Below are 24088 nucleotides of genomic sequence, written 5' to 3'. Positions count from 1 at the left end.
GAAGTACGTTACCAATGACCTTAGAAACTATGCTTGATTCCAATGCTCCTTCAACATATTGTGTCATTAATTCATGAATCATCTCATCTCTAACATCTTCGGGAATGAGCCCATCTTGAAGGAGAACGAGAATCGATTCCATATGCTTAACTCAGGGCTTGACAGGTATTACGAAAAAGTTAATAAGGTGATTGCCGAACTTTTTGCATGAATCGCTTCGGATCATCAAGTGGTTCAAAGCCGTATTTGCTATATAATGAATGTGCATCTTTAGTAGCTAACATGAACCGTCGAACACCTTGTAGCTCATGATGATTCGTAATGATACTCACTAACCATTTAGATAAGCCTAATTTACGATAACTTGGCAAATAAACACATCGGAAAGGTAAGCATACGTCGCTAAATCCGTAATCACCCTTGCAAATCCAACTTGTTCCCCGACTCTGTTACTTATGTCACCTTTATACCCCCCAAAACATAAAGGTGTGTTTTCGATTGATTTTATGACAACTTCTTTCGGAGTTCCTTTTGACCAATAGGCTTCTTGGCTCAAAAAATGATGGATGGTATCTACGTCTAAATATTGCTTGTTAGTAGAAATAAAAAACCCTTCATTTACCCACGTATCCATCGCCCACCCTCCTATAAAATCTTAATTTTTAATCAATATAGAATATTATAACACTTAAAGCTCGGACGACCTAGCTGCTTAAAGGTATTTCACGAGAATTCATTCTTTAGAGAAAAGCTATGGAACGATCGAAAAACGAGAAGAGGAAGAAAAATCAAGATTACGAAACAAAATATTGAAGAGAGAACTAGGGAAAGATGCTACTCTCAAGCGTGTGGATTAACTAATAAAAACCAGTTTAGAACACTCTATTCCTAGCTTTTCTCCCTTTTCATCTTCACTTATCCTGTGGGGCTGTCAAGTACTTTTCTTGACAGTTTCACGAGGTTTTGGGACAATGAGAAAAAGACGAGAAAAGGAAAGGAACCAAAGCTTTACCACTCTGATTCCTTCACATGATAAGAAAGAGGAACAGCACCATATCATTTCAACATCTCAATTTCTTCCAAAGACAACTCCGTCAGTTCGTGAATCGTCTGTACGTCGTAGCCTTTTGCTAGCATCTTTTTTGCAATCTGGCGTTTTTCTTGTTGCAGACCTTGCTGTAGACCTCGTTCCACCCCTTCTTTCAAGCCTTTTTCTAACGCTTTTTTCTCATATGAAATAATTAACTCTAACACTTGTTCTTTTTCTTTCGTTTCCATTTCATTCACCTCGTTTCGCAATTGTTGTTTCCACATGCTTCGAGGTGTGGCACCACATCAAATTTTTCTCAACTTTCAAGCAAATGATTTACTTCTTCTTCCGTAAGATCCACAAGGGTTGCAATTTCTTTTGGTGTCATCCCTTTTTTCGACATATTGTAAACAAGATGTTTCATTCCTTGCTTAAATCCTTCTTCCAATCCTTCCTTTTTTCCCTTTTGTATTCCTTTTTGTATTCCCTTTTGTTCATACGAGATTAACAATTCCAGCACTTTCTCCTTTTCTTTCGTTTCCATTTCATTCACCTCGTTTCGCAATTGTTGTTCTTCCTCATCCGACAGGTTCACATATGTTTCAAAAAAGCCGATTAACAATCGTTGCTTTGCTTCGTCTAATTCCATGCGCACAATCATTCGTAAAAACTGCTTCTTTAACTCTATTCGTTCACTTTCAGTATACCCCATTTTGCTTAACAACGCAGCGGCGATTGGGTTGTCGTGGCGAATGTAATCGCGCCAGTTTTGTTTGCGTAACTCAACAGTAAGAAAGCGGAATTGAAGCACATCGAAAAAAGGAAATTGGAGCTTAAACGATGAAGGTTCATGTCGAAGAGAATCATGGCTAAATACCGCAATCGGCAACATGCGCTTTCGGTATTTTTCAAACAAGCGGCTAAAGTAAATAAACATTCGTTCGGGAAACGATGGCTGCACGTAGCTTTGATTTTCGATATGGACGATAATGAGGCTATCCTCCCCTTTCAACTTCGTCTCAACCAGCAAATCGACGCGATACTTTTCCCCTGCCGTCACATCGGTGAACAATTCCTCCGACAAAAACGACACGTGCTGAAAGTCGATATGCTCATGCACATGCGGGAAAAAGAGAAGAAGAAACTCTTCAAAAAACGTCGTAATCAACTCTTTAAACAACCGATCATGATCAATGGCCATATATGCACCTCGCTTTCGGTTTTGTTGTGTATTTTCGACAGTAAAACCAACATTCCTGCTTCGGAAATGAAAAAACAGAGAGCCATCCAACGACTCCCTGTCTCTATCAAACTTCGACAATCTTCGGGGCGTGACAGGCACGCAACCAAACATCCGTTCGGGAAACGATGGCTGCACGTAGCTTTGATTTTCGATATGGACGATAATGAGGCTATCCTCCCCTTTCAACTTCGTCTCAACAAGCAAATCGACGCGATACTTCTCCCCCGCCGTCACATCCGTAAACAGCTCCTCCGACAAAAACGACACGTGCTGAAAGTCGATGTGCTCATGCACATGCGGGAAAAAGAGAAGAAGAAACTCTTCAAAAAACGTCGTAATCAGCTTTTTAAACAACCGATTATGATCAACCGCCATATATACACCTCGCTTTCAGTTTTGTTGTGTATTTTCGATAAAAACGAGGAGATTCCTGCTTTAGGAATGAAAAACAGAGAGCCACTCAACAACTCTCTGTCTCTGTCAATCTTCGACAACCTTCGGGGCGTGACAGGCACGCAACCAATCCCTCACACAAACGGCAACGCCTGTTCATGGACTGAACGTGGGTGGATCAACCCTCGATTATGAAAGGTTGAACTTAAATCAGCATAATGAACAGTGATTGGTAAACGTGTTTTCAGCATAGAATGGATGTGCATAAATGATAGCTTATATGCATCTGAAACGACATCACGAATAGACAAACATTTCGTCTTTTGAACAATCTTTACAGCTTGCGCCATTCCTACAGATTCTCTTGGATCAGTTGCACATAAATAAGCCATCCTTTCTTTCGCATAACATAATCCTTGCACAGTAAACCAACGTCCGTTTGTGTATACAGCCATTCTTCTTCGCGGTCTTTTAATAATTTCAATGAAATCAAATGGGATTTGAAATGACTGCATATACCGTGTTAAATGATCTAAATCTTCTCGACATACGCCATCGCGATGAAATGTAATATGGGCTGGCTTCATTCCATACATTTTCTCGTAGCTAAATATACTCTCATCTATAATTTCTTCCATTGTACGATTGGCAATCGTTTCACCAGCTTCAGCAGTCATGATTGATTTTTGTTTAATCATTCGCCCATCTTTTCCGATCACTTGAATAATCCCAGAAGCATGTTTTCCATGTTCATGACTGACATCTAAACCGATAAAGCAATCTGAATTCATCTCATCTGACAAAATCCACGGCTGAACTCCCGATTTTGCGTAAATTCCTAGTAGCACATTATATTGATAGTACAAATTTTTTACAACTGACGAATCAAATATGACAAACTGTGTCATTATATCTGCTTTCGCACCAAATTCTCGTTTAATTGCCATATATGCTCGATCGATATTTTCTTCCGTTCCAATGACAATAACGGTCCCATCGAACGCATCTGCGATCGACTTTAGTTCGAACGAAAGGCGCTCACTTTTGAAAAAATCAACGGGCAATACCCCAAATAACTGACGCGGTTTTTTCGAGACATTTAACTTTACACCTAGCTTTTCAGATAGATGTTGTAATTTCTTTGTAAAATCCAATATTTCATCTTTCTTCCTTGGATCGTAATTTAATTCTGGATCAACAAAATAGCTAACGGTGATACTCTTCGGCTCATAAACACCCGCTTGGCCTAAACCATCAGACACTTTCGTTGTTTTATAATTTCGACCAAATTCCATCAACGGTGGGGAGAGATTAAAAATATCATAATTAAGATTTGCCGCCCGAACGTTTTCTTTTCTGAAAGTCAACATGTTCTGATATTGCAACAAACGAAATATCTCTTGATAAAGTTTCGGCATTTTCTCATTCGGTGGCAACTTAATGATGCGATTTACTTGCTGCGCGGTTGATGGCATCAATTGTTCATACGAACAAGTAAGACGTAATAAATGAGGTAAGTATGGAAAAATATCACCGTTTTGTGATCTAACATGCACAATAGGTGTCTTATTATGAACACCTTTTAATTTCCATGTTTCATTTTTTGTTATGTAATAATCTATCACACTTTGTTGTAAATATGGGCTCTTTTCTCCAGCAGTATACGGGGCCACCTCAACAAAAGTATAGTAGTACGATTTTTTATTATACGAATCAACGACTTCCACCCCTTCTTTGATCAGTGGAGATCGATCGCGAAGTAAGTCTTCTAATGTTTTTTTATATTCAAAACGATGTTGATATTCAAAGCCGATCAATATATTTCCGTTCTCTTCAACTGTAAAAGATAAGTAAATAGCCGGGTGAACAATAATTTCGTTCATTTCAATCGATTGTTCGGTTTTCAAACAAAACAAATCCTTGTAAATTTTATATTCATTTTTGCATCGTTCTATTAACTCTTGTTTCAATAACCTTTCCAATACCGTTCTTTCTGCGGCATTGGAACATTCGATTGCTCGGTACTCATGTTTAATATATTTATGATCACCCCAATGAACGATCTCTTGAAACGATGCAATATATTGGCCGTGAGCAGCAATGGTCACATTAGCATTCCTCTTTCTTAACTCATAAACAATGTGATGGACAAACGAGTATTTTTGGTTCAGGTTTAATAAAGACACGGTATAAATATGAAGTGGAATGTTACTTGCGTTTTCGTTTGCGATACACTCGGTTATATAGTATTGATTCATCTAACCAATCACCCCTTATGATGAATAGTCATCCGTGCATTGATTCGTTGACAATCATTGTGCTTATAACTCTCTTAATCGGTTTCGTTCAATTCTAATCGTATTGTCTTTACCATCAAGTAGATCAGCACGCTTGCTTCCGTAAATACGAAAACGTGGAGAGCCTTTTATGACCTTCACTGATAACCGAGGTGTTCCACGAGATTGCTGTTTATTTACATCCACACATGCAACGAATTCGTCCCAGCGAACAATAGCGATAATTTGGTTATTGTCACTTACTTGCTTCTGACCACAAATAAAAGCAAAAATTAGCGTTTTATCTGAATGATTTTGATGGACATTTATAATTTCTTGTATTTCGTTGTCACTAAATGTGAAAGACCATGTAAAATCTTCGGAGCCAGATGGGGTAGTATGATATTTTGCATAAATGATGTAACTGTCTTTATTTGTTGTAACCGTATAAATTTGTCTACTTTCATTTTCTTTTTCAAACAATGCTGGTGCCAATCCTCCATTCACTAATACAGAAAGAAGTGCACCATAATAATAATCCGCTTTGCAAATTGTCGTCACTCTGATCCCCCCTAAAATCAAATATCCCACTCCCATTATACGGAAAGAAAACCGAAAATACTGTCGAATATTGTAGAAACTGATGGGTAAATTTTGAACATTTATTGCTACGTGAGGAGGGATTTTTCCTTCTTACTGGCACACACAACGAAAGGGAGCCGGATGACTCCCTTTGTTATATAAGTGTTTAATAAAGAGGAACAGAACCATATCACTTCAGCTTCTCAATCTCTTCTACAGGCAACTCCGTTAGTTCGTGGATCGCCTGTATATCATAGCCTTTCGCCAACATCTTTTTCGCGATCTGGCGCTTTTCTTGCTGCAGACCTTGTTGTAATCCTTGCTGTAGCCCTTGTTGTAGCCCTTGCTGTCGACCTCGTTCCACCCCTTCTTTTAAGCCTTTTTCTAACGCTTTTTTCTCGTACGAAATGATTAACTCCAGCACTTGTTCTTTTTCTTTCGTTTCCATTTCATTCACCTCGTTTCGCAATTGTTGTTCTTCCTCATCCGACAGCTTCACATATGTTTCAAAAAAGCCGATTAATAATCGTTGCTTTGCTTCGTCTAATTCCATGCGCACAATCATTCGTAAAAACTGCTTCTTTAACTCTATTCGTTCACTTTCAGTATACCCCATTTTGCTTAACAACGCAGCGGCAATTGGGTTGTCGTGGCGAATGTAATCACGCCAGTTTTGTTTGCGTAACTCAACAGTAAGAAATTGAAAATGAAGCACATCGAAAAAAGGAAATTGGAGCGTAAACGATGAAGGTTCATGTCGAAGAGAATCATAGCTAAATACCGCAATCGGCAACATTCGCTTTCGGTATTTTTCAAACAAGCGGCTAAAGTAAATAAACATTCGTTCGGGAAACGATGGCTGCACGTAGCTTTGATTTTCGATATGGACGATAATGAGGCTATCCTCCCCTTTCAACTTCGTCTCAACCAGCAAATCGACGCGATACTTTTCCCCTGCCGTCACATCGGTGAACAATTCCTCCGACAAAAACGACACGTGCTGAAAGTCGATGTGCTCATGCACATGCGGGAAAAAGAGAAGAAGAAACTCTTCAAAAAACGTCGTGATCAGCTCCTTAAACAACCGATCATGATCAACCGCCATATATGCACCTCGCTTTCTGTTTTGTTGCATATGTTCGACAAAAGCGGTGATGTTCCTGCTTTGGAAATGGAAAAGCAGAGAGAAAAACTATCACTCTCTGCTTCTACAAATCTCGACATGCTTCGGGGTGTGACAGGCACGCAACCAATTTTTTGTATATTCATGCGCACCATTCCTTTCGCTGTTTCCCGCCTGTTCGTTCTACAACACCATCTTAGCATATTCTTTTGCCTTTGGTGCAAAGTGCAGGGGTAGCGGCATTAACGTGTCCATATTATCGTATTGCAAGCTTGTTTGATTTTGCATTCCCTCAACTTTGTTCAGCTTGCCACCACTGTCAAGGAAAAACCTTCTATACGGCTCTTCCTCATTTGTCGCATATGAACGAAAAGTACACGAATGCTTTTGAATGTCCTCAATCGAATTGCCGTCCACAAGTTTATGTCCCAGCAAATAATTTGATGCACGAAATTTAAAGAGTGATTGAAATTTTCCTCATTAGTTAAATAACACAGTATGAGCCCGGTTCAATACCGAGCTCATACAAAAACCATTCCCAAAAATTCAGCGTCGGACTTTTTCTTGTCTTTCATATCGGGTAGCACAAGCATATGAATCTTTTATGGAGCCCATTTCGCCATCAGCTCCTCAAGCAACATCGAGGCAATAATCCCAGGAAATCCGATGAAAAAATAAACATGACCCACCTCTTTCGCCTCTTTTCCTCATTCGTACAAGCTATGACAGCAATTTTGCCATGTAATATTCATCGACGTATCGACCGTTGATATTCAACGAATGGCGCTTGATGCCTTCCTGTTCAAACCCCATCTTTTTGTATAAAGAAATCGCAGGGGCATTGTCGACCACGACGGTCAGTTCAAGGCGACGAACGCCTTTTTCGCGCGCCCATCTCTCCAGCTCTGTCAGCAGCATTGTGCCCATTCCTTTTTCACGAAAAGCGGCGAGCAGTCCGATGACAATGTAAACGGAATGTCGATTTCGTCTTGCAAATCCCCCCCTTGCCAATAAATAGCCGACCAACTCCCCTCCATCCGTCTCGGCAAGCAATATAGTCGCGTTGTCTTCGTTCGTGATCGCTTCGAGGTGACTGCGCTGCTGTTCGGGAGTGAGCTTGCGTTCCCCCGCTTCAAACAACAAATAGTCCGACTCCAACTCGACTTGCAAAATGAGCGCAGCGAGCCGTTCGGCATCATCGACCGTTGCATGGCGAATGTTCAATGTTGTTTCCCCCTTCCAAATACTGCGTTGCCAACTCCGCGCTTTGATAGCGGGCGAGCGCCGTCTTCGCTTTGCGAAAACCTGTTTTCATATAAAACGGCTCGTTTCCGGTCGTGAAAATAAGATGGACACACGACACGGCTTCAAGCTGCGCAAGCAAATCTTCCACAATCGCCTTCCCGATGCCTCGACCTTGATCATCGCGATGAACGACGACGTCATAAATCGCCGCATTAAACACGCCGTCAGAAAGGGCGCGACCAAATCCGACAAGGCGGCCTTCGGAAAAGGCAAGCGCCACGATATTGCTTGCTTGAAACACGCGCTGAATGATTTCTTCCGTATGTTTCGCCCAACCAACGGATTCGTATATTTCTTTCATTCGGTTCCAATCAGCATTTTGCAAATTGCGCTCAATATGCCATCCTCCCATATCCTCTTCTCCCTCTCTTTTCGATTTCCGGCAGTAACTGGGCGTGATCATCGGTTCTGTTCGGCACCCTTCCGTATCGATGCAAAATAACGGCATTTGCTAGAACGAAACAAAACAACAATGAGATAAAACATCTCCCGTGATGTTTCTTCTCCCCTTATAAATTGAAAATATCCGTCAATTCTATCGTACTGAAACGTCAAAGAAAACGTTGTCGAATATTGTAGAAACCCACAGTAAATTTTGAACATTTTTCGCTAAATTAAGATGGTACTTTTCCTTCTTACTGACACACATGCATACATAATTAACGGGAGCCGAATGGCTCCCTTAGTTATATAAAATCATGTTTAAAAAAGAGGAACAGCACCATATCATTTCAACATCTCAATTTCTTCCACGGACAACTCCGTCAGTTCGTGAATCGTCTGTACGTCGTAGCCTTTCGCGAGCATCTTTTTCGCGATCTGGCGTTTTTCTTGCTGTAGACCTTGCTGTAGACCTCGTTCCACCCCTTCTTTCAAGCCTTTTTCTAACGCTTTTTTCTCATATGAAATAATTAACTCTAACACTTGTTCTTTTTCTTTCGTTTCCATCTCGTTCACCTCGTTTCGCAATTGTTGTTCTTCCTCATCCGACAGGTTCACATATGTTTCAAAAAAACCGATTAATAATCGCTGCTTTGCTTCGTCTAATTCCATGCGCACAATCATTCGTAAAAACTGCTTCTTTAGTTCTACCCGTTCACTTTCAGTATACCCCATTTTGCTTAACAACGCAGCGGCAATTGGGTTGTCGTGGCGAATGTAATCACGCCAGTTTTGTTTGCGTAACTCAACAGTAAGAAAGCGGAATTGAAGCACATCGAAAAAAGGAAATTGGAGCGTAAACGATGAAGGTTCATGTCGGAGAGAATCGTAACTAAATACCGCAATCGGCAACATGCGCTTTCGGTATTTTTCAAACAAGCGGCTAAAGTAAATAAACATTCGTTCGGGAAACGATGGCTGTACGTAGCTTTGATTTTCGATATGGACGATAATAAGGCTATCCTCCCCTTTCAACTTCGTCTCAACCAACAAATCCACGCGATACTTCTCCCCCACCGTCACATCGGTGAACAATTCCTCCGACAAAAACGACACGTGCTGAAAGTCGATGTGCTCATGCACATGCGGGAAAAAGAGAAGAAGAAACTCTTCAAAAAACGTCGTGATCAGCTCCTTAAACAACCGATCATGATCAATGGCCATATATGCACCTCGCTTTCGGTTTTGTTGTGTATTTTCGATAAAAGCGAGGAGATTCCTGCTTTGGGAATGAGGAAACAGAGAGGCGTGGCTCTCTGTTTTGGTGAAAATTCGATAATTTTTTGAGTGTGACAAGTTAGGCAAAATCATCTCCTATAAGGAAAGCCTTTCCTTAATTTTAGATACAATCAGTTCTTCTCGAACTTTTAGAAAATCCCTGTAACTAGATGCTTCCCACAAAGTTTCATCTGCAGGTATTAAATGTTTTCGCAAATAAGTATCTTTTTCACTCACATTACTTTTTATCCATTCACCTAGAGATTTACCATTTTTCACCCATCTATTTGTCACACTATCCAGCAACTGATAATTTCCTATGCGATTGATCTCATATTCATCATATCCATGAGATCGTAAAATATTTACAGGATGTATATGATCTATATCATTCTCACGAATACTCGGTATTTCATCATAAATCATTTGAAATACAATCTCTCTGTCGAATTCGTTTAAATAAGCAGTACGAATATCGTAAAAACGCAATGGATGGCTTCTGTATACCTTAAATAACTCATCTGTGGGAAAATCTTTCAGCTTATACTCTTTAACAATACTAGATATTTTTCGAATTCCTGTTTTATAAGGAATCCACCCACATCCTCTACTAAATACGCCATTTAATAAGGACTTATATAACCACTCACGTATTTTTTGGAAATTACTATTATTTGTATCGAAATTATCGAACATTTCTTCATCTAGTGGTTGTTCGAGTGGTGTTCTATAAAAAATATTATAAGCGATGAAATACAAAGGAATAAAAGATCGGTTTTTCTCTTTTAAGTAATAACTATAAAGTCCCACTGCCTTCAAAAAATTCTTTAACACCTTGATTGTTTTTTGTATTCTCGAAAAATGCTTTGTCGCAAATTCAGCATCTTCTATATTAATTTCGGTCATTTGCTTCATTGGCGTATCACGCAAAACAAAAAGTAAATTAATTAACGTATCTTGTGATAAACCGATGTCGTCGTTTTCTTTTGAAATAACATCTAAAAACAACTCAATTTTCCCATCGAAACCTTTCAAAATAGAGGCCGTTAAATCGTACGAAGACAGTTTCGTTCCTCCATCATTGAGCCTTCTAAATAGTTCAACCACTCTTTGCCGATTCTCGTTCAAGTTTAAAGATTTATTCACCGTGATTTTTGACACCCCGATATTTGTAGCTGAAAAAATATTTTTATAAAATACCCGTACATTTCGAAATACATAGTTCTTTTCCGTCTCATTCACTATATGCTTCAATCGTATGATCTCGTCTGCTACTTGATCCTCATCTTGCGTTTCTTTCAGTCTTCTAAAGAGATCTTTTGCACTATACCACATATGTTCTTTAATACCCTCTTTTTCTTGATCGTATTTAGGTAATTTAGATTCGTCATTTTCAAATTTAAAGGAGTATTCTAAATTAGCAAAATCACTGAACAAATCAAAGTACATTTGCTTTCCTTCGTAACTACCAAGCAAACCTATGTAAAAAGTTTGCAGCCTTTGTTGACCGTCTATTACAAGCATGTGCCCTTTATTTAGAAATTCTCGCTGCACCGAACTAAGAGGATGTCCTTCTTTAGAAAAAGGTCGAAACGCAAAAAGCGGTTCAGATCCTTTTTCTTCTTCAATACAAATAATCCCTCCGAAAGAATTCCCTTTAAGCAAAGTATCGAATAGCAATTCCATTTTTTCTTCATTCCAAACAAGCCTTCTTTGAATCACAGGTAACACAAACTCTTCGTTTGAAATTTTTTTCACAACATCTGACACCCTAAAGGCTTCCCAATTCGCCATAACTCTCTATTCCCCTTTCTGTCACGAGTGACTCCCCTAATAAGGAACATATGAACCGTTCGAAAAAATATGTCCACAATTTGTGGCATAACTATTCTCGAAAAGATAGAAGTCTGTGACTCTATCGAATCTCTGGGTATAACAGGTACCATAAAACCCCATCACAAAATAAAAAAAAAGACAGAAGTTTTATCAACTCCTGTCTAATCGGTTCTATCGGCTCATTGCCCGAAGCATAAATTCATTCACATCTCTCTCTGGTCCGATGAATTCGACGTTTGTATGAATCGCTTGGAAGTGTTTGCGGGCGAAGTCGATTTTCGCCGCTTCTTCTGGGCGAAGTGCACCTTCCCAGTCGGTTCCTTTTGTTTCGAGAACGAAGTATAGCTTTTCTTCGCCATCTTTGTCGATCACAAGCGCCCAGTCTGGATTGTAAGCTCCGATTGGCGTGTCGATTTTGAACCAATTTGGCAGTTTGACATACACTTTGACATGTTCGTCTCTTTCGAATCGTTCCGCAAAGTCTGCCTCAATTGTAGAATCATATACGATATGATCGAACAACGATTTTTCACTACGAATCGCATTGTTGTTTAAATACGCAAGCAGCTCTTCATTTTCAAACAGCTCGACGGCATAATATGCATCTCCGCCGATTTTGTAATATTTTACCCCATCTTTTAAAAGCAGTTTCATTTCGCGCTGAATGACTTTTGTGACTTCTTCCATAAACTTTTGCGGATTGTTTTTAAAGTCATCGAGACGGTCGCAGCCGGTTAAAATTTCAACGATTGTTTTTCGCGTTAAATTCGTGCGGTTTTGCAGTTCAGTAATAATGTCTGGCAACGTATGATGCGCTGTAACATAATCTTCTACTCGCTCACTGACGGTTTCCAAGTGTACTCCTTCGACGCGGTCGATCGCCACTTGATCTTTTCTGCTGATAATACGAATTTTTTCAATACGCGGCATGTGTTGAATGCTTTTTATACTTTTTTGAATGAGTTGATCGCTGTCGATTTGAACGGAGTAGACCGTCTTATATTTAATTCGATCCCAAAGCTGACGAAACTCCTCACCAAAAAACACTTGCTTATTCAACTGCACTCTTTTCTTTTTCGTCGCATCTTTAATCGGCAAGTGCTGCAAGTAATGGTTAATTTCGTGCAAAATCGCTTGCTTCCACGGTTGAAAATCTTCGCCAACATTCAATGTATGATTATCTATCGCTTCTTTTAGCTCTGGCTTTGCTTTTCCTTTATCATCAATGTAGCCATTACGCTTCAGCTCTTCGTACAATTTAGCCGATAAATCGTAGCCCATTTGCATCGGTTCTTCTGTATTTGGATCGATATACGTTAATTTGGCAAATACGTGTTTTTCGATCTTGCCGAAAGTCACGCCTGTTTCTTCTTCCATTTCTTTTTGCAAAGAAGCAACAAACTCTTCATACGATTCATTTGCCATCACTGTTAATATGTTCACACTGTCATCTTGCACTCGTTCACCGTTTTGGTTGACTGCTAAGCGCAGCCCGCGACCAATTTCTTGACGGCGTGATACGTACGTTCCCGATGAATCTTTTAATGTACAAATTTGAAATACGTTTGGGTTGTCCCAACCTTCGCGCAGAGCGGAGTGCGAAAAAATAAAGCGAAGCGGCTCATCCAAACTTAACAACCGTTCTTTGTCTTTCATAATAAGGTTATATACATCCGTATCCGCTTCCGTATTCCCTTTCGTATCTTTTAATCTCCCTTTTTTATCTTGCGCAAAATAGCCGTTATGCACTTTTTCAATCGGGATATCGACGTCAATGTCGTTAAATAGCGTGCGATATTTTGGCTTCTGAATTAATTTTTGATACTCTTCTTCGAACATCACGGCATATTTTCCTTTTATCGGATTGCCATCTTTATCGTAGTCGCGATAGTTTGCGACTTTGTCGATGAAAAATAAACTAAGCACTTTAATGCCTCGATGGCGTAAGCGCAATTCTTTATCTAAATGCTCTTCGATTGTTTTACGAATTTGATAACGTTTAATTGTATCATCGTCAATATCACCTATGGCGTCACCGATTCGTAAATAATGACCGTTAATTTCGATCGATTCGTTCCCCGGCGTCCAGTCAATTTGCTCAACAATATAACCGCGATATACGTCACGTTCTCCAGAAACGTCATATAAGTCATCGCCATATTTCACCGTTTTCGTCGTTCGCTTTACTTTCCCACGCGTCTCGACATCCAGTTCAATCGTTGCTTTTCGTTCCTTCACATCTACTAGCTTGATATAAGGCACATTAAACGACGGTTCAGAGCGAACGGACATGACTTCAATTCGCTTAACAAGTTTTTGGTTGTAAGCATCGACCGCATCCAGTCGGTAAATCATATTGTATTTATCGACATGCGTTGCCGAATAACGCAATGTACATAATGGGCTGAGTGACGCAATCGCCTCTTTTGATTTTGGCGTCGTATCGACACTTTGCGGTTCGTCAATAATAACAATCGGGTTCGTTTGGCGAATAAAATCAATCGGTCGATAGCCATTTAAACGGTCGTTCGGGCGATGAATGACGTTTGCTTTGTCTTCTTTTTCTAGATCTTCAAAGCTTTTACGAAAAGCATCAATATTAATAATCATCACTTGAATCGTCGTAGCGGTCGCAAAATTGCGGACGCGATCCAATTTTTGTGAATCGTAAATAAAATATTCTAGCGGCTTGTTGTCATATAGTTCATTAAAGTGCTCTCTTGTGATTTGCAGCGATTTATAAACTCCTTCGCGGATGGCAACAGACGGGACAACGATGACAAACTTTGTAAAACCGTAATGTTTATTTAATTCATAAATTGTTCGCAAATAAACGTACGTTTTCCCTGTTCCTGTTTCCATCTCGATCGTAAAATTCATACCGTCTAACTTCTCGCTGCGCGGCAAGCCGTTTTTCAATTGAACGTCTTGAACGTTTTTTAACATTTCATCGGGCGTAAGGTCTAAACGATTTCCTATCCCGAGCGCTGTTTGAATCATTCCAGCATTTGGTCCATACGAAACGGTAAAATTCGATTGGCTCAGTTCTTGCCCGTTAAAAATTTGCACAACGGAATCAATCACTTGTTTTTGGTAGGTTAAATCCCCCTGAAACTTTAGCTTCATCTCCTACACGCTCCTTACATCATTGATTCCGTTCTTTTTCAATGTTTGAATGGCGTTTATTTTCACCGAGTCGTTTATAAAGCCCGATTCTTTAAAAATGACTTTCGGCGATAAATGCTCGGACTTATATTTCATCATTTCGTGGACAACGTCTAAATCAATATCATTTTCTAAGCATAGGAGCACCGCTCCGAACCCGACGTTGTAAATCGTTTTGCCGTTGTAGTCGATTTCTTCAATTGGTATGGTGAGCGGCAGGCCAATTTTTAATAAAATTTCATACAATAAATCTTCTTTTGTCCGGTCTTCTTTCATATTATCCTTGTAATCAAAAAGGTCTTGTTTCAAGTTTTCGAAATCTGGATCCCACATTTTAATATTTGACGAATCAAGCGTAAACACTTTAAAACCTATATCCAAATCGTTTTTTCCTGTCTCCTGAACAATCTTTTCCCCTGCGCGGCGAATGCGTTCTTTCCCGATCTCGCAAATGTTTTTATAACCGGCTTTATATGCTTCTGAATTTTCAGCAGTTGGCTCTGGCAGTTGGACCATAATGAATTTACGATTCCCACCATCTTCGGCATTTAGTTGCATCACCGCATGGGCGGTAGTGGCAGAACCGGAGAAGAAATCGAGAATAATATCTTCTTTTTCCGACGAAATAGTCAATATCTTCTTTACTAAATGAATCGGTTTAGGATGATCAAAATACGTACCTAAATTTAAAATACCCAGTTCAATAGTTCCTTGTTCATTTATTACTTCATTTTCGTTCCATAGGGATTTTGGTTTGGTTGTACTTTTTCTGGATTTTTCATAAATATTCCAATCACCGTTTTGTTTTTGTCTAGCTATAATTGTAGGGCACTCGCCCTCTAAATCACCGTCTTCCATTATCTTATTTACACTCCATCTCCAACAGCTCTCTTTCCCTTGACTATTCTTTGGATAGACCTCTACAAAATATTCACTAGTTCTCTTGAGAGATATTCGTGAATAACCGTTCTCGTCTATCATTGAGGGGGCAACATAAATAGGAAAGTAAAGATTCGGTCGATTATGTCTACCAAATTTAGGATTACGATTTCTCAATTCCCAAAGATCAAATTTACCTTTTTTATCTTCATAAGGTAAAGAGTTGTCTTCCTTCAATATTTCAGATAATGAAGACTGATCGCTTTTAGAATATACAAGTAAATATTCGTGAGTGTTTGCTATATCTTTATATGTTTGACCACGCTTATTAGACTGAACAACAATCTGAGCAAAAAAATGATCTTCCCCATAAATTTCATCCATTATCTTCTTTAAGTTAGCTTGCTCACTATCATTTATACTCACAAATATAAAGCCATCCTCCCTTAACAAATTCCTCGCTAGCTTTAACCGCGGGTACATCATATTCAACCAATCGGTATGATACCGTCCGTTTGTTTCGGTATTTGCTTTTGTTGTTTGCTGCGTCATTTCTTTGTAGTTTTTAATGTTATCGCGGAAGTCGTCTTTATAAACAAAGTCTTTTCCGGTGTTGTATGGCGGGTCGATGTAGATCATTTTAATTTTGCCAAAATATGATTTTTGCAATAGTTTCAATACTTCGAGGTTGTCCCCTTCAATATAAAGGTTTTCCGTCGTGTCCCAGTTTTTGCTTGATTGTTTGTCTGGTCTGAGCGTTCCAGTGGACGGCGTTTGCGCAAGTTTCATGGTTTGTGTCTTGCCGTGCCATGTAAATTCGTATCGCTCGTTTCTTTTTTCAATTTCTTCGCCAAGCACAAGTTTTAGTTTCTCAAAATCGATTTTTCCTTCGGTTACGACTTCTGGAAATAGCTTCTTTAATGCTTCGATGTTTGTTCGGACTAAATCCAACGATTTTCCGTCTAGCTTTTCCATCGTTTTTCCCCTTTCATTTTAATCGTTGTTTTAATTGCTCGATTTGTGTTGTTAATTCGTGAATTTTCATGTTCATTTCCACTTTGCGATTAAATTGCGTTTCTTTTTTTAGCTTTGCTTTCCACGCGGCTATTTCTGTTTCTAGTTGCTTGATTTGCGCGATCAGTTGTTGCGATTGTTCGTTTGTTGCGATATAAAACGTACCGACAGCGTTTATATGTTGAAATGCTTGGACGGCACGATGAATATCTTGATAAAACTGAAAGAAATGCGCAAATGACACGTTTTGCATATGTACAGATGCGATAAACTGCCGAATGGTTTCATTTGTTTCATCGAGCTGAAACCAAGGGGTATAAGCTTGTTGTTCTAAAACCGTTTGTGACCGATCCACTTTGTTTCGCCGCTTTATACACGTGCCCATTTGGATGTTCCCTTGTTTTTCAAACACGATGACAACCGGATTTGGAAGCGCTCCTTGAATGATCTCACCAATCGTTGAAACGTGAAAATCTTTTATTTCTTCTCTTAACCTAATGCTGATAAACATAACCCCTTCATAATGGTACTCGTCATTGATGAACGGCTGGATATTCATGTTGCTTGGCGTTAATACATACGTTAATTCGATCCGCTCCACATATTTCGTAATATAGTCTTTTTCTTTTCTGTTTAAATCCGCAAAATCATAAAACATCTTTTTATCTAATTTTTTGCGGAGCGGATGAACGCGAGAATCCAAACCAATTACTTGATAAAACGCGACTCCAGCCATCATTCTCACCCTTTGATAATAAGATAAGAAACGATTTCGAAATCTTGTAAATTTGTATTAGCGGTTGTCATTAGTTGATCTAAATTTCCTAAGCTGAAAATGTTCAACGTTGCATGCTGCTCGATTTTTCCAACAACCTCTTCCACCGCTTGCTCAAGCAGTAGTTTATATAAACCCATCTCTTTTCCATTTTTCGTTTCCTCATAAAATGCCGCATATAATTCGCTTTCTACTTCGCTTTTTCCGTGACATAGCGACCGATATAAGTCCAAAATCTTTTTCACATGGACGTGGTTGTATAATACTTCTCCATTTTCTTTCACATACACTAAGTAGTATGGATGAAGTGCGTTTTGTTCATGTGTAGTCGCAAAGTGATTGATTTGTTTCAAACAGAAAATAACCCCTGGTTGAATGTCCTCTTTCAGTTTTTCATTTTTGTTTGCTGTGATACTGAACAGCCCAAAAGGTGCTGTCTCGATCGTTTCTTTGTTTTGTTTCATAAAGTTTAATAAGTCCATGCGAAAATCATCCATCGTAAAGTCGGTTAACGAAATGTTTCCTGAAATATCTTCTAAATCAATCACTTCGTTTTGTAATTTTTCCAGTTGTTTTCTCCGATACTCAAGGTCTTTCATTTCATTGCTGTTGCTAGAAAGGACATCTTCTTCTCCGGTCGATGAAATATCGAGAATTGCCATGCGGTCTTTCACTCTGCCAACAAGGTTGATGTACTCGTCAAGTTCCATTGGCGGCCAGAAGTTCACAAGCTGAATTTGCTCATTTTTGCTTCCAATTCTGTCAATTCGGCCAAACCGTTGAATAATGCGCACCGGATTCCAATGAATATCGTAGTTAATTAAATAATCACAGTCTTGCAAGTTTTGCCCTTCTGAAATGCAGTCTGTGGCAATTAAAATGTCAATTTCTTCTGTCATATCAGGCATCAGTTTTCCCCGCTCTTTCGAAATAGGAGAGAAATGCATTAAAATGTTGTTAAAGTCCGTTTTTTGCATCGGAAACGTCGTTTTCGGCCGGTCTTTCCCTGTCACTACTGCACAGTGAAGATGAAACTCTTGCCGAATCCAGCGATGCAAATGTTCATATAAGTATTTTGCTGTATCGGCAAACGCCGTAAAAATGAGTATTTTTTTATTTTGTCCATTGATTGGGTGTGCGATTTTCTGTTGAATCATCTTTTTGAGCGTCAACATTTTTTGATCGCGTCCCGGTGTCACTTGGCTAGCATAATCCAACAACTTTTGTAGAATGGTACGATCATATAGTAAATCTTGCTTCCAACGGATACGATCGATATCACGCAGGGCAATTTTCACTTTTGCCCCGACAAATGCTTCTTCCATTTCATCATCTTCCATGTCAATATCATCGAAATCGCCAATGTTAGCAGCTTCGTTCTCAATTTTAGACAAATGGGCATCGATTTGTTCGATAATGCTTTGTAATGTTAGCGAGAAAGAGTAGACGCTGCTTTCCAAACGCTTCAATAAGTTTGTTTTCATTAAATAGACGAGGTTGTTTTCACGGTCTGTTTGTCTCAATACACGTCCATTCGCGACTTTCGTATCATATTTTTCATGATAAAACGCTTGCTTGTGCGGCAAAATGTATTTCATCGGCGAATAAAGCGCAAACCGCAAACGCAAAATGTCATTATTGATGACAGAAAGCGGTGGAAATTCATGTTTTGCATCAATCGTTTCTTTTATATTGATCGGTTTTAAGCGTTGAGGGAATTTCCCAATCGCGTTTACATTATAATATTTTTCAATATGGCGACGCGAGCGAGCAATCGTTAAAGAATCAAGCAACGTAAAATAGTCCCAGCTTAACATATCTAATAGCCGTTCTGTCGTCCGTTCTTCTTCAGGTAAGCTGCTCCATTTTTTAAACTGTGACTGCGCACGGCGAATCGTTTGATTGATGCTTTTAATATTCGCTTTTTCTGCTAGTGCTTTATCATTTCCTTCCGTGATGAAAGCAATTTGGTTTTTTAAATCGTCTAGTTTGTTGTTGACAGGGGTGGCGGAAAGCATGAGCACCTTTGTTTTCACGCCCGCTTTAATAATATCGTTCATTAGACGTGAGTAGCGGGTAATATGGCTTTTCCGCGGGTCATTGTTACGAAAATTGTGCGATTCATCAATGACGACTAAATCGTAATTTCCCCAGTTAACGTATTCTAAATTGATATTCCCGCTATATCCACTTTTACGCGATAAATCGGTATGATTCAGTAAATCATAAGAGAAGCGATCTTCTAGCAAAATATTTCGCTTGTCATTCGCACGATAAATTTCCCAGTTTTCTCGCAGTTTTTTTGGTGCAAGCACAAGGACGCGATGATTCCGCAATTCATAATATTTAATAACCGCCAATGCTTCAAATGTTTTTCCTAATCCGACACTATCAGCAATAATACACCCTCCGTACGTTTCAATTTTATTGATTGCACCAATCACACCATCGCGTTGAAAATCATAGAGTTTGTTCCAAATAATCGTATTTTCAAATCCTGTTTTCGTTTGTAATGTGCTATAATCACGTGTTTCTTGCAGAAAGTCTTTAAAAAGATTGTAAAGCGTAACAAAATAAATAAATTCGGGCGGATATTCTCGGTACAATCCCTCTAATCGCCGCAAAATCTGTTCCTTGACATCTTGCAATGCATACTCGTTTTTCCAAATATCTTCAAATTGACGTAATAATTCAATATTCTCTTTTTCATCATCTGTAATCGTGTTAATATACATGTTGGACGAGTTGCTGTAACCTAGTCCTGGGCTTGAAAAAGGAGCTCCTCCAACTAATCCGATTTGCTTTCCATCTTTATTTTGAACATGGTATAGCCCACCTTCAATTTTGCGCGTAGTAACCGATTTTATTTTCGCTTTTTGCTTCAACCATTTCGCAAACTCTTTTGCTATGTACGCTTGATTTAGATCTGTTTTATATTTTTGTTCTTCTTCCACGCCATACAATAACGCTTCATTTTTTGCGATTTTCTCTTTCGCTAAATAGTCTCCTTGCACAAATGCCGGTTCTGTAAAAATAAAGCGAAATTCTTCAATTTGTGAAAGCTCCTTTTTTAACTCTACAAAAGCATATAGCGTAAAATGAGCTGCCGCAACAGAAAGTTTGCTCCCTTTTTGAATATGCTTTTTGAGCACATCCCCCACTAAACCACGCTGTTTATTATCAATCATTCCTTTTGACATGTAACATCCGAACTCCTTTATTAGTCATAACTACCATTCGTTTCGACATAGTTTTATTGTATCAAAATAAAGATGACAAAAACTGTCGAAATTAGTCGGAAACGTGCATAAATACGAGAAAAAGCGTAAACGTCAAATAGCCCCCACCTTTTTGAAGGCCGAGGCTAAAGGTATTATTGAGTTAGTTGATGAAAAGCAATACATGAAACAGGAAGTGTTTTAGACCAAGGAAGTACTTGATCCAATGCATGACTATCTGATACATCCATATTGGGAAGTTGCTCAAAAAGATAGCGAAGATAGTAATGCGGATGTAGTCGATTCGCTATCGCTGTCTCTACCACGCTGTAAATGATGGCACTCGCCCGAGCACCTTGTGGTATATTTGCGAAAAGCCAATTTTTCCTTCCAATCACGACAAGTTTGATAGATCGCTCACTGCGATTATTATCGATCTGCAGTCGCCCATCCTCTAAAAAGGCCACTAACTTATCCCATTGATTCAGACAGTATGCAATGGCTTACTCATGATCCTCTTTTAATACGATGGATAAAGTCCTTGTTGATCAACCTCCGATCATCTACAGTATCCAACAGTTCATCGTGCGGGCGAATGTCGTCGCTTTCATCAGAATAATAGAGAGTAATATGCACTCCTTCTGATTGTGCAATTTGCAACGCTGGCAAAAAGTCGCTATCCCCTGTTAAAAGAGCTGCATGCGTAATCAGTTTTTTCGTACTATGCATAACTAAGTCTGTCGCTAGCATAACATCGACACGCTTTTGCTCAAACACCGGAAAACCGCGATCATCAATACCGCGAAATGCAAGTTTTCCTTCTCGAACAGTGAAGTTTTCTAGCCTGTTTAATCTTTTGAAAAAACTTTGAGCATTGGAGAAATACTCTTTTTCCTCTGAAGATGGATTTGGAGATTGATAAGGGAGACAGTGATAGTAGTACGTTCTCAGAAGCAAGTGGTCGTTAGCCATAGCTGCAGCAAGCTTACCGTAATCAATTTTTGCTTTTCCGTGCCATTTCAATACGTTGTCAAGATACCCGCCATCAATAAATAAGGCGATTCGTGAATTCAAAAACATCCCTCCTCACATGAAAAGCAAAAGGAGCGACACGATGCCGCTCCCCTCTTGACCTGCCATCCATATGAACGACAGCGTTTATTCTACGTACAATTATACAACAAAAACACGACATGTCAACACACACCATCTTTGTAACGTTACGAGCTCGCCGATTGCATAGTGGTAAAATAAAAATCCATAGCCACTCCCGCTATGGATCCATTCCACAAAACTTCAGGAAAATTTTCACTCTCGTATCTCCAATAAGGACGATAGTTGCTTGTTCCATCCTCTCAAAGTTTTGCGCTATTTTCTACTACACCGTAACGGCTAACTCCATATCATGCACCATGTCTCGCTGAAGTTTTTTCATTGTTGGCGTCAGCGTTCCGTGTACATAAACGTTTACTTTTAACTGCGGATTAGCATTTGGGTGAATAAATTGGATATTTGCTTTATATGTTCCACCACTTTCTTCAATAAGCCGAAACATAAATTCGCTATAAAAAGCGGGGACGTAGCCCAATTTTTCACCTTGTTTCGTCAATACGACAACCGCTTTTGGATCTTGTTTATTTGTCGGCTCTAGTTGAAACATCACGTCATCCCCCACTTGCAAGCGTTCAAGTACTCGCTCCCCTTCGTAATATCCCCATCCAGCAACGTGAAACTCAAAGTCGAATTCATTTCTGTACACATAAATAGGCGGGACGAATTCATACGTATCAGTCGCAAGTCTTCCACCAGTCGCACGCAATAAATCCATATTTGTATAATCATTGGATAAGCCATGCGCCCGTAGAATTTCTTGAAAATCTGGACGACGACGATCGGGTAACCGTCGTTCAAAAGGGCCAAACAAACGATCAGATACATAAACTTTATCCATATCCGGAAAAGATATATGGAGGCGATATCCATTTTTCAATGCTTCAATAATCCCTCTTCTCTGTGCGTGTTTCTCATAATAAAACATATATTTCCCTTCAAGATGAACTAAATTGCCTACATGATACCGCTGACAAGTACGTTCGTTCTGCCAAATAAGCCAAAGTACAAAAGGTCGACTCATCCTTTCACCTCCATATACCATTTGATCAACCATTGTTTGCGATGCAGTAGTAATTTTGATACCCACCGCTTGTAAATATCATTCATACAACTGTCTGGAATTTCATTCAGAACAATAGCAATTGTTCTTTCATCTACGTTGCTGATTCGTTCTATAATCTCTTGTATTTCCTTAGGATATAGCCCATAAATAAAACTTAACAACTCCTTATACTTAGGTTTCTTTTTACTCGGCAATCCAATCAAAGAATGTCTCCCAAATAAAAAACACCCCCCCTTACTTCGTCATCCGCACTAAAAATCCTGCTATATGTATAACATGCAAAAAGCACCAGGCTCCCCTGGTGCTCTGGTGCTAGCAACATGTTTGTTGGTCTTCTTTCCCTTCGCAGCAATCTTCCTTTTCTTCACAACAATCCTCTTTCTCCTCGCAGCATGCGTCGTCTTTGACCTCAATAATTTGCACATCGCAACAACCTTTTTCTTTTTTCTCAAACAATTTTTTAAACATACGAATCTCCTCCATGTTTTATAGGTATTGTCAAAAGTTTTAAAGACATACCCTAAGTTTTTATTGATTTTATGCGGTTTTCGACAAAAAAAGCTTGCCACCCCTGCTGTTTTTGGTACGATTGAGGTAACCACACACCCAATCCAAACAAAGGAGTGACAAGCTTGTTACCTCAATTATTAATCAAATGTCTTCAAATAATCAAGACCCAATATCAAATCGTTTGAGTCAAGACTTTGTGGGAGATTTTTTTCTCGACCGATTTTATTGGTTATATATGGTTTTATAGGCTTGTTTCATGTAAGCGCTTTTATCCTCTCTTATCCTGTAGGTATGTGCCTATATCTGTGTTTTTAAAAACCTTTCAATGCTTGTAATACCTCGTAAATCGGTGTTCCTGAAGACTGACGGAAATACGGAATGTTGTCCCGAATCACTTCCTTCATTCGAGATGAGACGCGTTTCATTGCCTTTTTCACGATCGTTTCTCGTTTCGTTTCTTCTCGTTCTTCCACGCCATACATCACCCCACGGCGTGTCCGAATGAGTAACGTATCTTTTATCGCGGCGATCGCTCGCAACATTGCTTCAATCCCTGCATCTTTCCAACTTCGACCGTTTTTACTTCGTTTCGCAAACACATGCATCGTTCCTTCCGCACTCCCCATCGCTCTCATGTTTGTCGTGTCGATCCCTTTTTCCTTCAGCCATATGCGATAGTCACGCAAACATCCTGGCATCTCCTCGATTCGACGAACAAGCGCCTCGAGTTGCTTTTCCTTCTCCTCATGTTCTAGCGTACCGATGGCACTTGTGAGTTCTCGCAACACACCCTCTTCATCCCATGATGCGAATTTCTTTCGAATCACCCGATATCTTGCATGACCTCGGAACAATTGACGAATCTCTCTCGCCACATGGAACCGATCGAGTTGAAAGTACCCTC

The 24088-nt window shown here is 39.4% G+C and carries 20 protein-coding genes and 2 pseudogenes; all 22 read right to left on the bottom strand.

Annotated features, from left to right (window positions below):
* Positions 1-179 precede the first annotated feature (179 nt).
* On the bottom strand, positions 180-371 hold the full coding sequence (locus EKC99_RS16065) for a GNAT family N-acetyltransferase (protein WP_368667174.1): 192 nt from the start codon (positions 369-371) through the stop codon (positions 180-182).
* Positions 350-634: a hypothetical protein gene (locus EKC99_RS16060; RefSeq protein WP_075039806.1), complete on the bottom strand. Its 285-nt coding sequence runs from the start codon at positions 632-634 to the stop codon at positions 350-352. The genes EKC99_RS16065 and EKC99_RS16060 overlap by 22 nt, the downstream gene beginning before the upstream one ends.
* Positions 635-1056: 422 nt before the next feature.
* A complete protein-coding gene (locus EKC99_RS11640) occupies positions 1057-1278 on the bottom strand; it encodes an RpnC/YadD family protein (protein ID WP_021096131.1) in 222 nt (73 codons plus the stop codon).
* A 68-nt stretch (positions 1279-1346) separates the two neighbouring features.
* A complete protein-coding gene (locus EKC99_RS11635) occupies positions 1347-2231 on the bottom strand; it encodes an Rpn family recombination-promoting nuclease/putative transposase (protein WP_163151991.1) in 885 nt (294 codons plus the stop codon).
* A 147-nt stretch (positions 2232-2378) separates the two neighbouring features.
* A pseudogene (locus EKC99_RS11630) lies at positions 2379-2648 on the bottom strand (DUF4351 domain-containing protein); the annotation flags it as partial.
* Between the two features lie 152 nt (positions 2649-2800).
* Positions 2801-4924, bottom strand: a complete 2124-nt coding sequence (locus tag EKC99_RS11625; protein WP_035063661.1) for a Piwi domain-containing protein — start codon at positions 4922-4924, stop codon at positions 2801-2803.
* A 63-nt stretch (positions 4925-4987) separates the two neighbouring features.
* Positions 4988-5503 (bottom strand): hypothetical protein, encoded by a 516-nt coding sequence (locus EKC99_RS11620; RefSeq protein ID WP_042533924.1) that lies wholly within the window; start codon positions 5501-5503, stop codon positions 4988-4990.
* Between the two features lie 211 nt (positions 5504-5714).
* On the bottom strand, positions 5715-6629 hold the full coding sequence (locus EKC99_RS11615; protein WP_042533921.1) for an RpnC/YadD family protein: 915 nt from the start codon (positions 6627-6629) through the stop codon (positions 5715-5717).
* 738 nt (positions 6630-7367) lie between these two features.
* Complete coding sequence (locus EKC99_RS11610; protein ID WP_240468862.1) at positions 7368-7871, bottom strand: GNAT family N-acetyltransferase; 504 nt, start codon at positions 7869-7871, stop codon at positions 7368-7370.
* The gene (locus EKC99_RS11605) at positions 7843-8304 is read right to left on the bottom strand and encodes a GNAT family N-acetyltransferase (RefSeq protein ID WP_240468861.1); all 462 of its coding nucleotides are present in this window, start codon (positions 8302-8304) and stop codon (positions 7843-7845) included. Before EKC99_RS11605 ends, EKC99_RS11610 begins: the two co-directional genes overlap by 29 nt.
* Positions 8305-8678: 374 nt before the next feature.
* Positions 8679-9557, bottom strand: coding sequence for an Rpn family recombination-promoting nuclease/putative transposase (locus EKC99_RS11600; RefSeq protein ID WP_163151981.1), 879 nt, complete (start codon positions 9555-9557; stop codon positions 8679-8681).
* A gap of 150 nt (positions 9558-9707) precedes the next feature.
* The gene (locus EKC99_RS11595) at positions 9708-11405 is read right to left on the bottom strand and encodes a DUF262 domain-containing protein (protein WP_021095388.1); all 1698 of its coding nucleotides are present in this window, start codon (positions 11403-11405) and stop codon (positions 9708-9710) included.
* A gap of 213 nt (positions 11406-11618) precedes the next feature.
* Positions 11619-14573: a type III restriction-modification system endonuclease gene (locus tag EKC99_RS11590; RefSeq protein WP_163151979.1), complete on the bottom strand. Its 2955-nt coding sequence runs from the start codon at positions 14571-14573 to the stop codon at positions 11619-11621.
* 3 nt (positions 14574-14576) lie between these two features.
* Entirely contained in the window at positions 14577-16466 is a 1890-nt protein-coding gene (locus EKC99_RS11585) for a site-specific DNA-methyltransferase (protein ID WP_163151977.1), read from the bottom strand.
* 13 nt (positions 16467-16479) lie between these two features.
* Entirely contained in the window at positions 16480-17244 is a 765-nt protein-coding gene (locus EKC99_RS11580; RefSeq protein WP_240468860.1) for a DUF4391 domain-containing protein, read from the bottom strand.
* A 2-nt stretch (positions 17245-17246) separates the two neighbouring features.
* Positions 17247-20480: a helicase-related protein gene (locus EKC99_RS11575; RefSeq protein WP_163151975.1), complete on the bottom strand. Its 3234-nt coding sequence runs from the start codon at positions 20478-20480 to the stop codon at positions 17247-17249.
* Between the two features lie 173 nt (positions 20481-20653).
* Positions 20654-21001, bottom strand: a pseudogene (locus EKC99_RS11570) (IS66 family transposase); the annotation flags it as partial.
* Between the two features lie 4 nt (positions 21002-21005).
* Positions 21006-21572, bottom strand: coding sequence for an NYN domain-containing protein (locus EKC99_RS11565; protein ID WP_240468859.1), 567 nt, complete (start codon positions 21570-21572; stop codon positions 21006-21008).
* 304 nt (positions 21573-21876) lie between these two features.
* Positions 21877-22632 carry an HIRAN domain-containing protein gene (locus EKC99_RS11560; RefSeq protein WP_163151973.1) on the bottom strand — a complete coding sequence of 252 codons (756 nt, stop codon included), beginning with the start codon at positions 22630-22632 and terminating at the stop codon, positions 21877-21879.
* Positions 22629-22877, bottom strand: a complete 249-nt coding sequence (locus EKC99_RS11555) for a hypothetical protein (protein WP_240468858.1) — start codon at positions 22875-22877, stop codon at positions 22629-22631. Before EKC99_RS11555 ends, EKC99_RS11560 begins: the two co-directional genes overlap by 4 nt.
* A gap of 109 nt (positions 22878-22986) precedes the next feature.
* The gene (locus tag EKC99_RS11550) at positions 22987-23142 is read right to left on the bottom strand and encodes a hypothetical protein (protein ID WP_163151971.1); all 156 of its coding nucleotides are present in this window, start codon (positions 23140-23142) and stop codon (positions 22987-22989) included.
* Between the two features lie 353 nt (positions 23143-23495).
* Positions 23496-24088: UPF0236 family transposase-like protein (locus EKC99_RS11545; RefSeq protein WP_205597784.1), on the bottom strand; the 593-nt coding region annotated here is incomplete at its 5' end.

Source organism: Anoxybacillus sp. MB8, from assembly GCF_011006755.1.
GTDB lineage: Bacteria > Bacillota > Bacilli > Bacillales > Anoxybacillaceae > Anoxybacillus > Anoxybacillus gonensis.
This window is presented reverse-complemented; position numbering and strand designations above follow the sequence as displayed.

What these genes read in the sequence shown, in the direction of transcription:
- EKC99_RS11635 (WP_163151991.1), bottom strand. Translation starts at nt 2,231, where the DNA reads ATGGCCATTGATCATGATCGGTTGTTTAAAGAGTTGATTACGACGTTT.
- EKC99_RS11605 (WP_240468861.1), bottom strand. Translation starts at nt 8,304, where the DNA reads ATGGGAGGATGGCATATTGAGCGCAATTTGCAAAATGCTGATTGGAAC.
- EKC99_RS11595 (WP_021095388.1), bottom strand. Translation starts at nt 11,405, where the DNA reads ATGGCGAATTGGGAAGCCTTTAGGGTGTCAGATGTTGTGAAAAAAATT.
- EKC99_RS11575 (WP_163151975.1), bottom strand. Translation starts at nt 20,480, where the DNA reads ATGTCAAAAGGAATGATTGATAATAAACAGCGTGGTTTAGTGGGGGAT.
- EKC99_RS11625 (WP_035063661.1), bottom strand. Translation starts at nt 4,924, where the DNA reads ATGAATCAATACTATATAACCGAGTGTATCGCAAACGAAAACGCAAGT.
- EKC99_RS11580 (WP_240468860.1), bottom strand. Translation starts at nt 17,244, where the DNA reads ATGATGGCTGGAGTCGCGTTTTATCAAGTAATTGGTTTGGATTCTCGC.
- EKC99_RS11560 (WP_163151973.1), bottom strand. Translation starts at nt 22,632, where the DNA reads ATGAGTCGACCTTTTGTACTTTGGCTTATTTGGCAGAACGAACGTACT.
- EKC99_RS11590 (WP_163151979.1), bottom strand. Translation starts at nt 14,573, where the DNA reads ATGAAGCTAAAGTTTCAGGGGGATTTAACCTACCAAAAACAAGTGATT.
- EKC99_RS11585 (WP_163151977.1), bottom strand. Translation starts at nt 16,466, where the DNA reads ATGGAAAAGCTAGACGGAAAATCGTTGGATTTAGTCCGAACAAACATC.
- EKC99_RS11640 (WP_021096131.1), bottom strand. Translation starts at nt 1,278, where the DNA reads ATGGAAACGAAAGAAAAAGAACAAGTGTTAGAGTTAATTATTTCATAT.
- EKC99_RS11550 (WP_163151971.1), bottom strand. Translation starts at nt 23,142, where the DNA reads ATGTTTAAAAAATTGTTTGAGAAAAAAGAAAAAGGTTGTTGCGATGTG.
- EKC99_RS11615 (WP_042533921.1), bottom strand. Translation starts at nt 6,629, where the DNA reads ATGGCGGTTGATCATGATCGGTTGTTTAAGGAGCTGATCACGACGTTT.
- EKC99_RS16060 (WP_075039806.1), bottom strand. Translation starts at nt 634, where the DNA reads ATGGATACGTGGGTAAATGAAGGGTTTTTTATTTCTACTAACAAGCAA.
- EKC99_RS11600 (WP_163151981.1), bottom strand. Translation starts at nt 9,557, where the DNA reads ATGGCCATTGATCATGATCGGTTGTTTAAGGAGCTGATCACGACGTTT.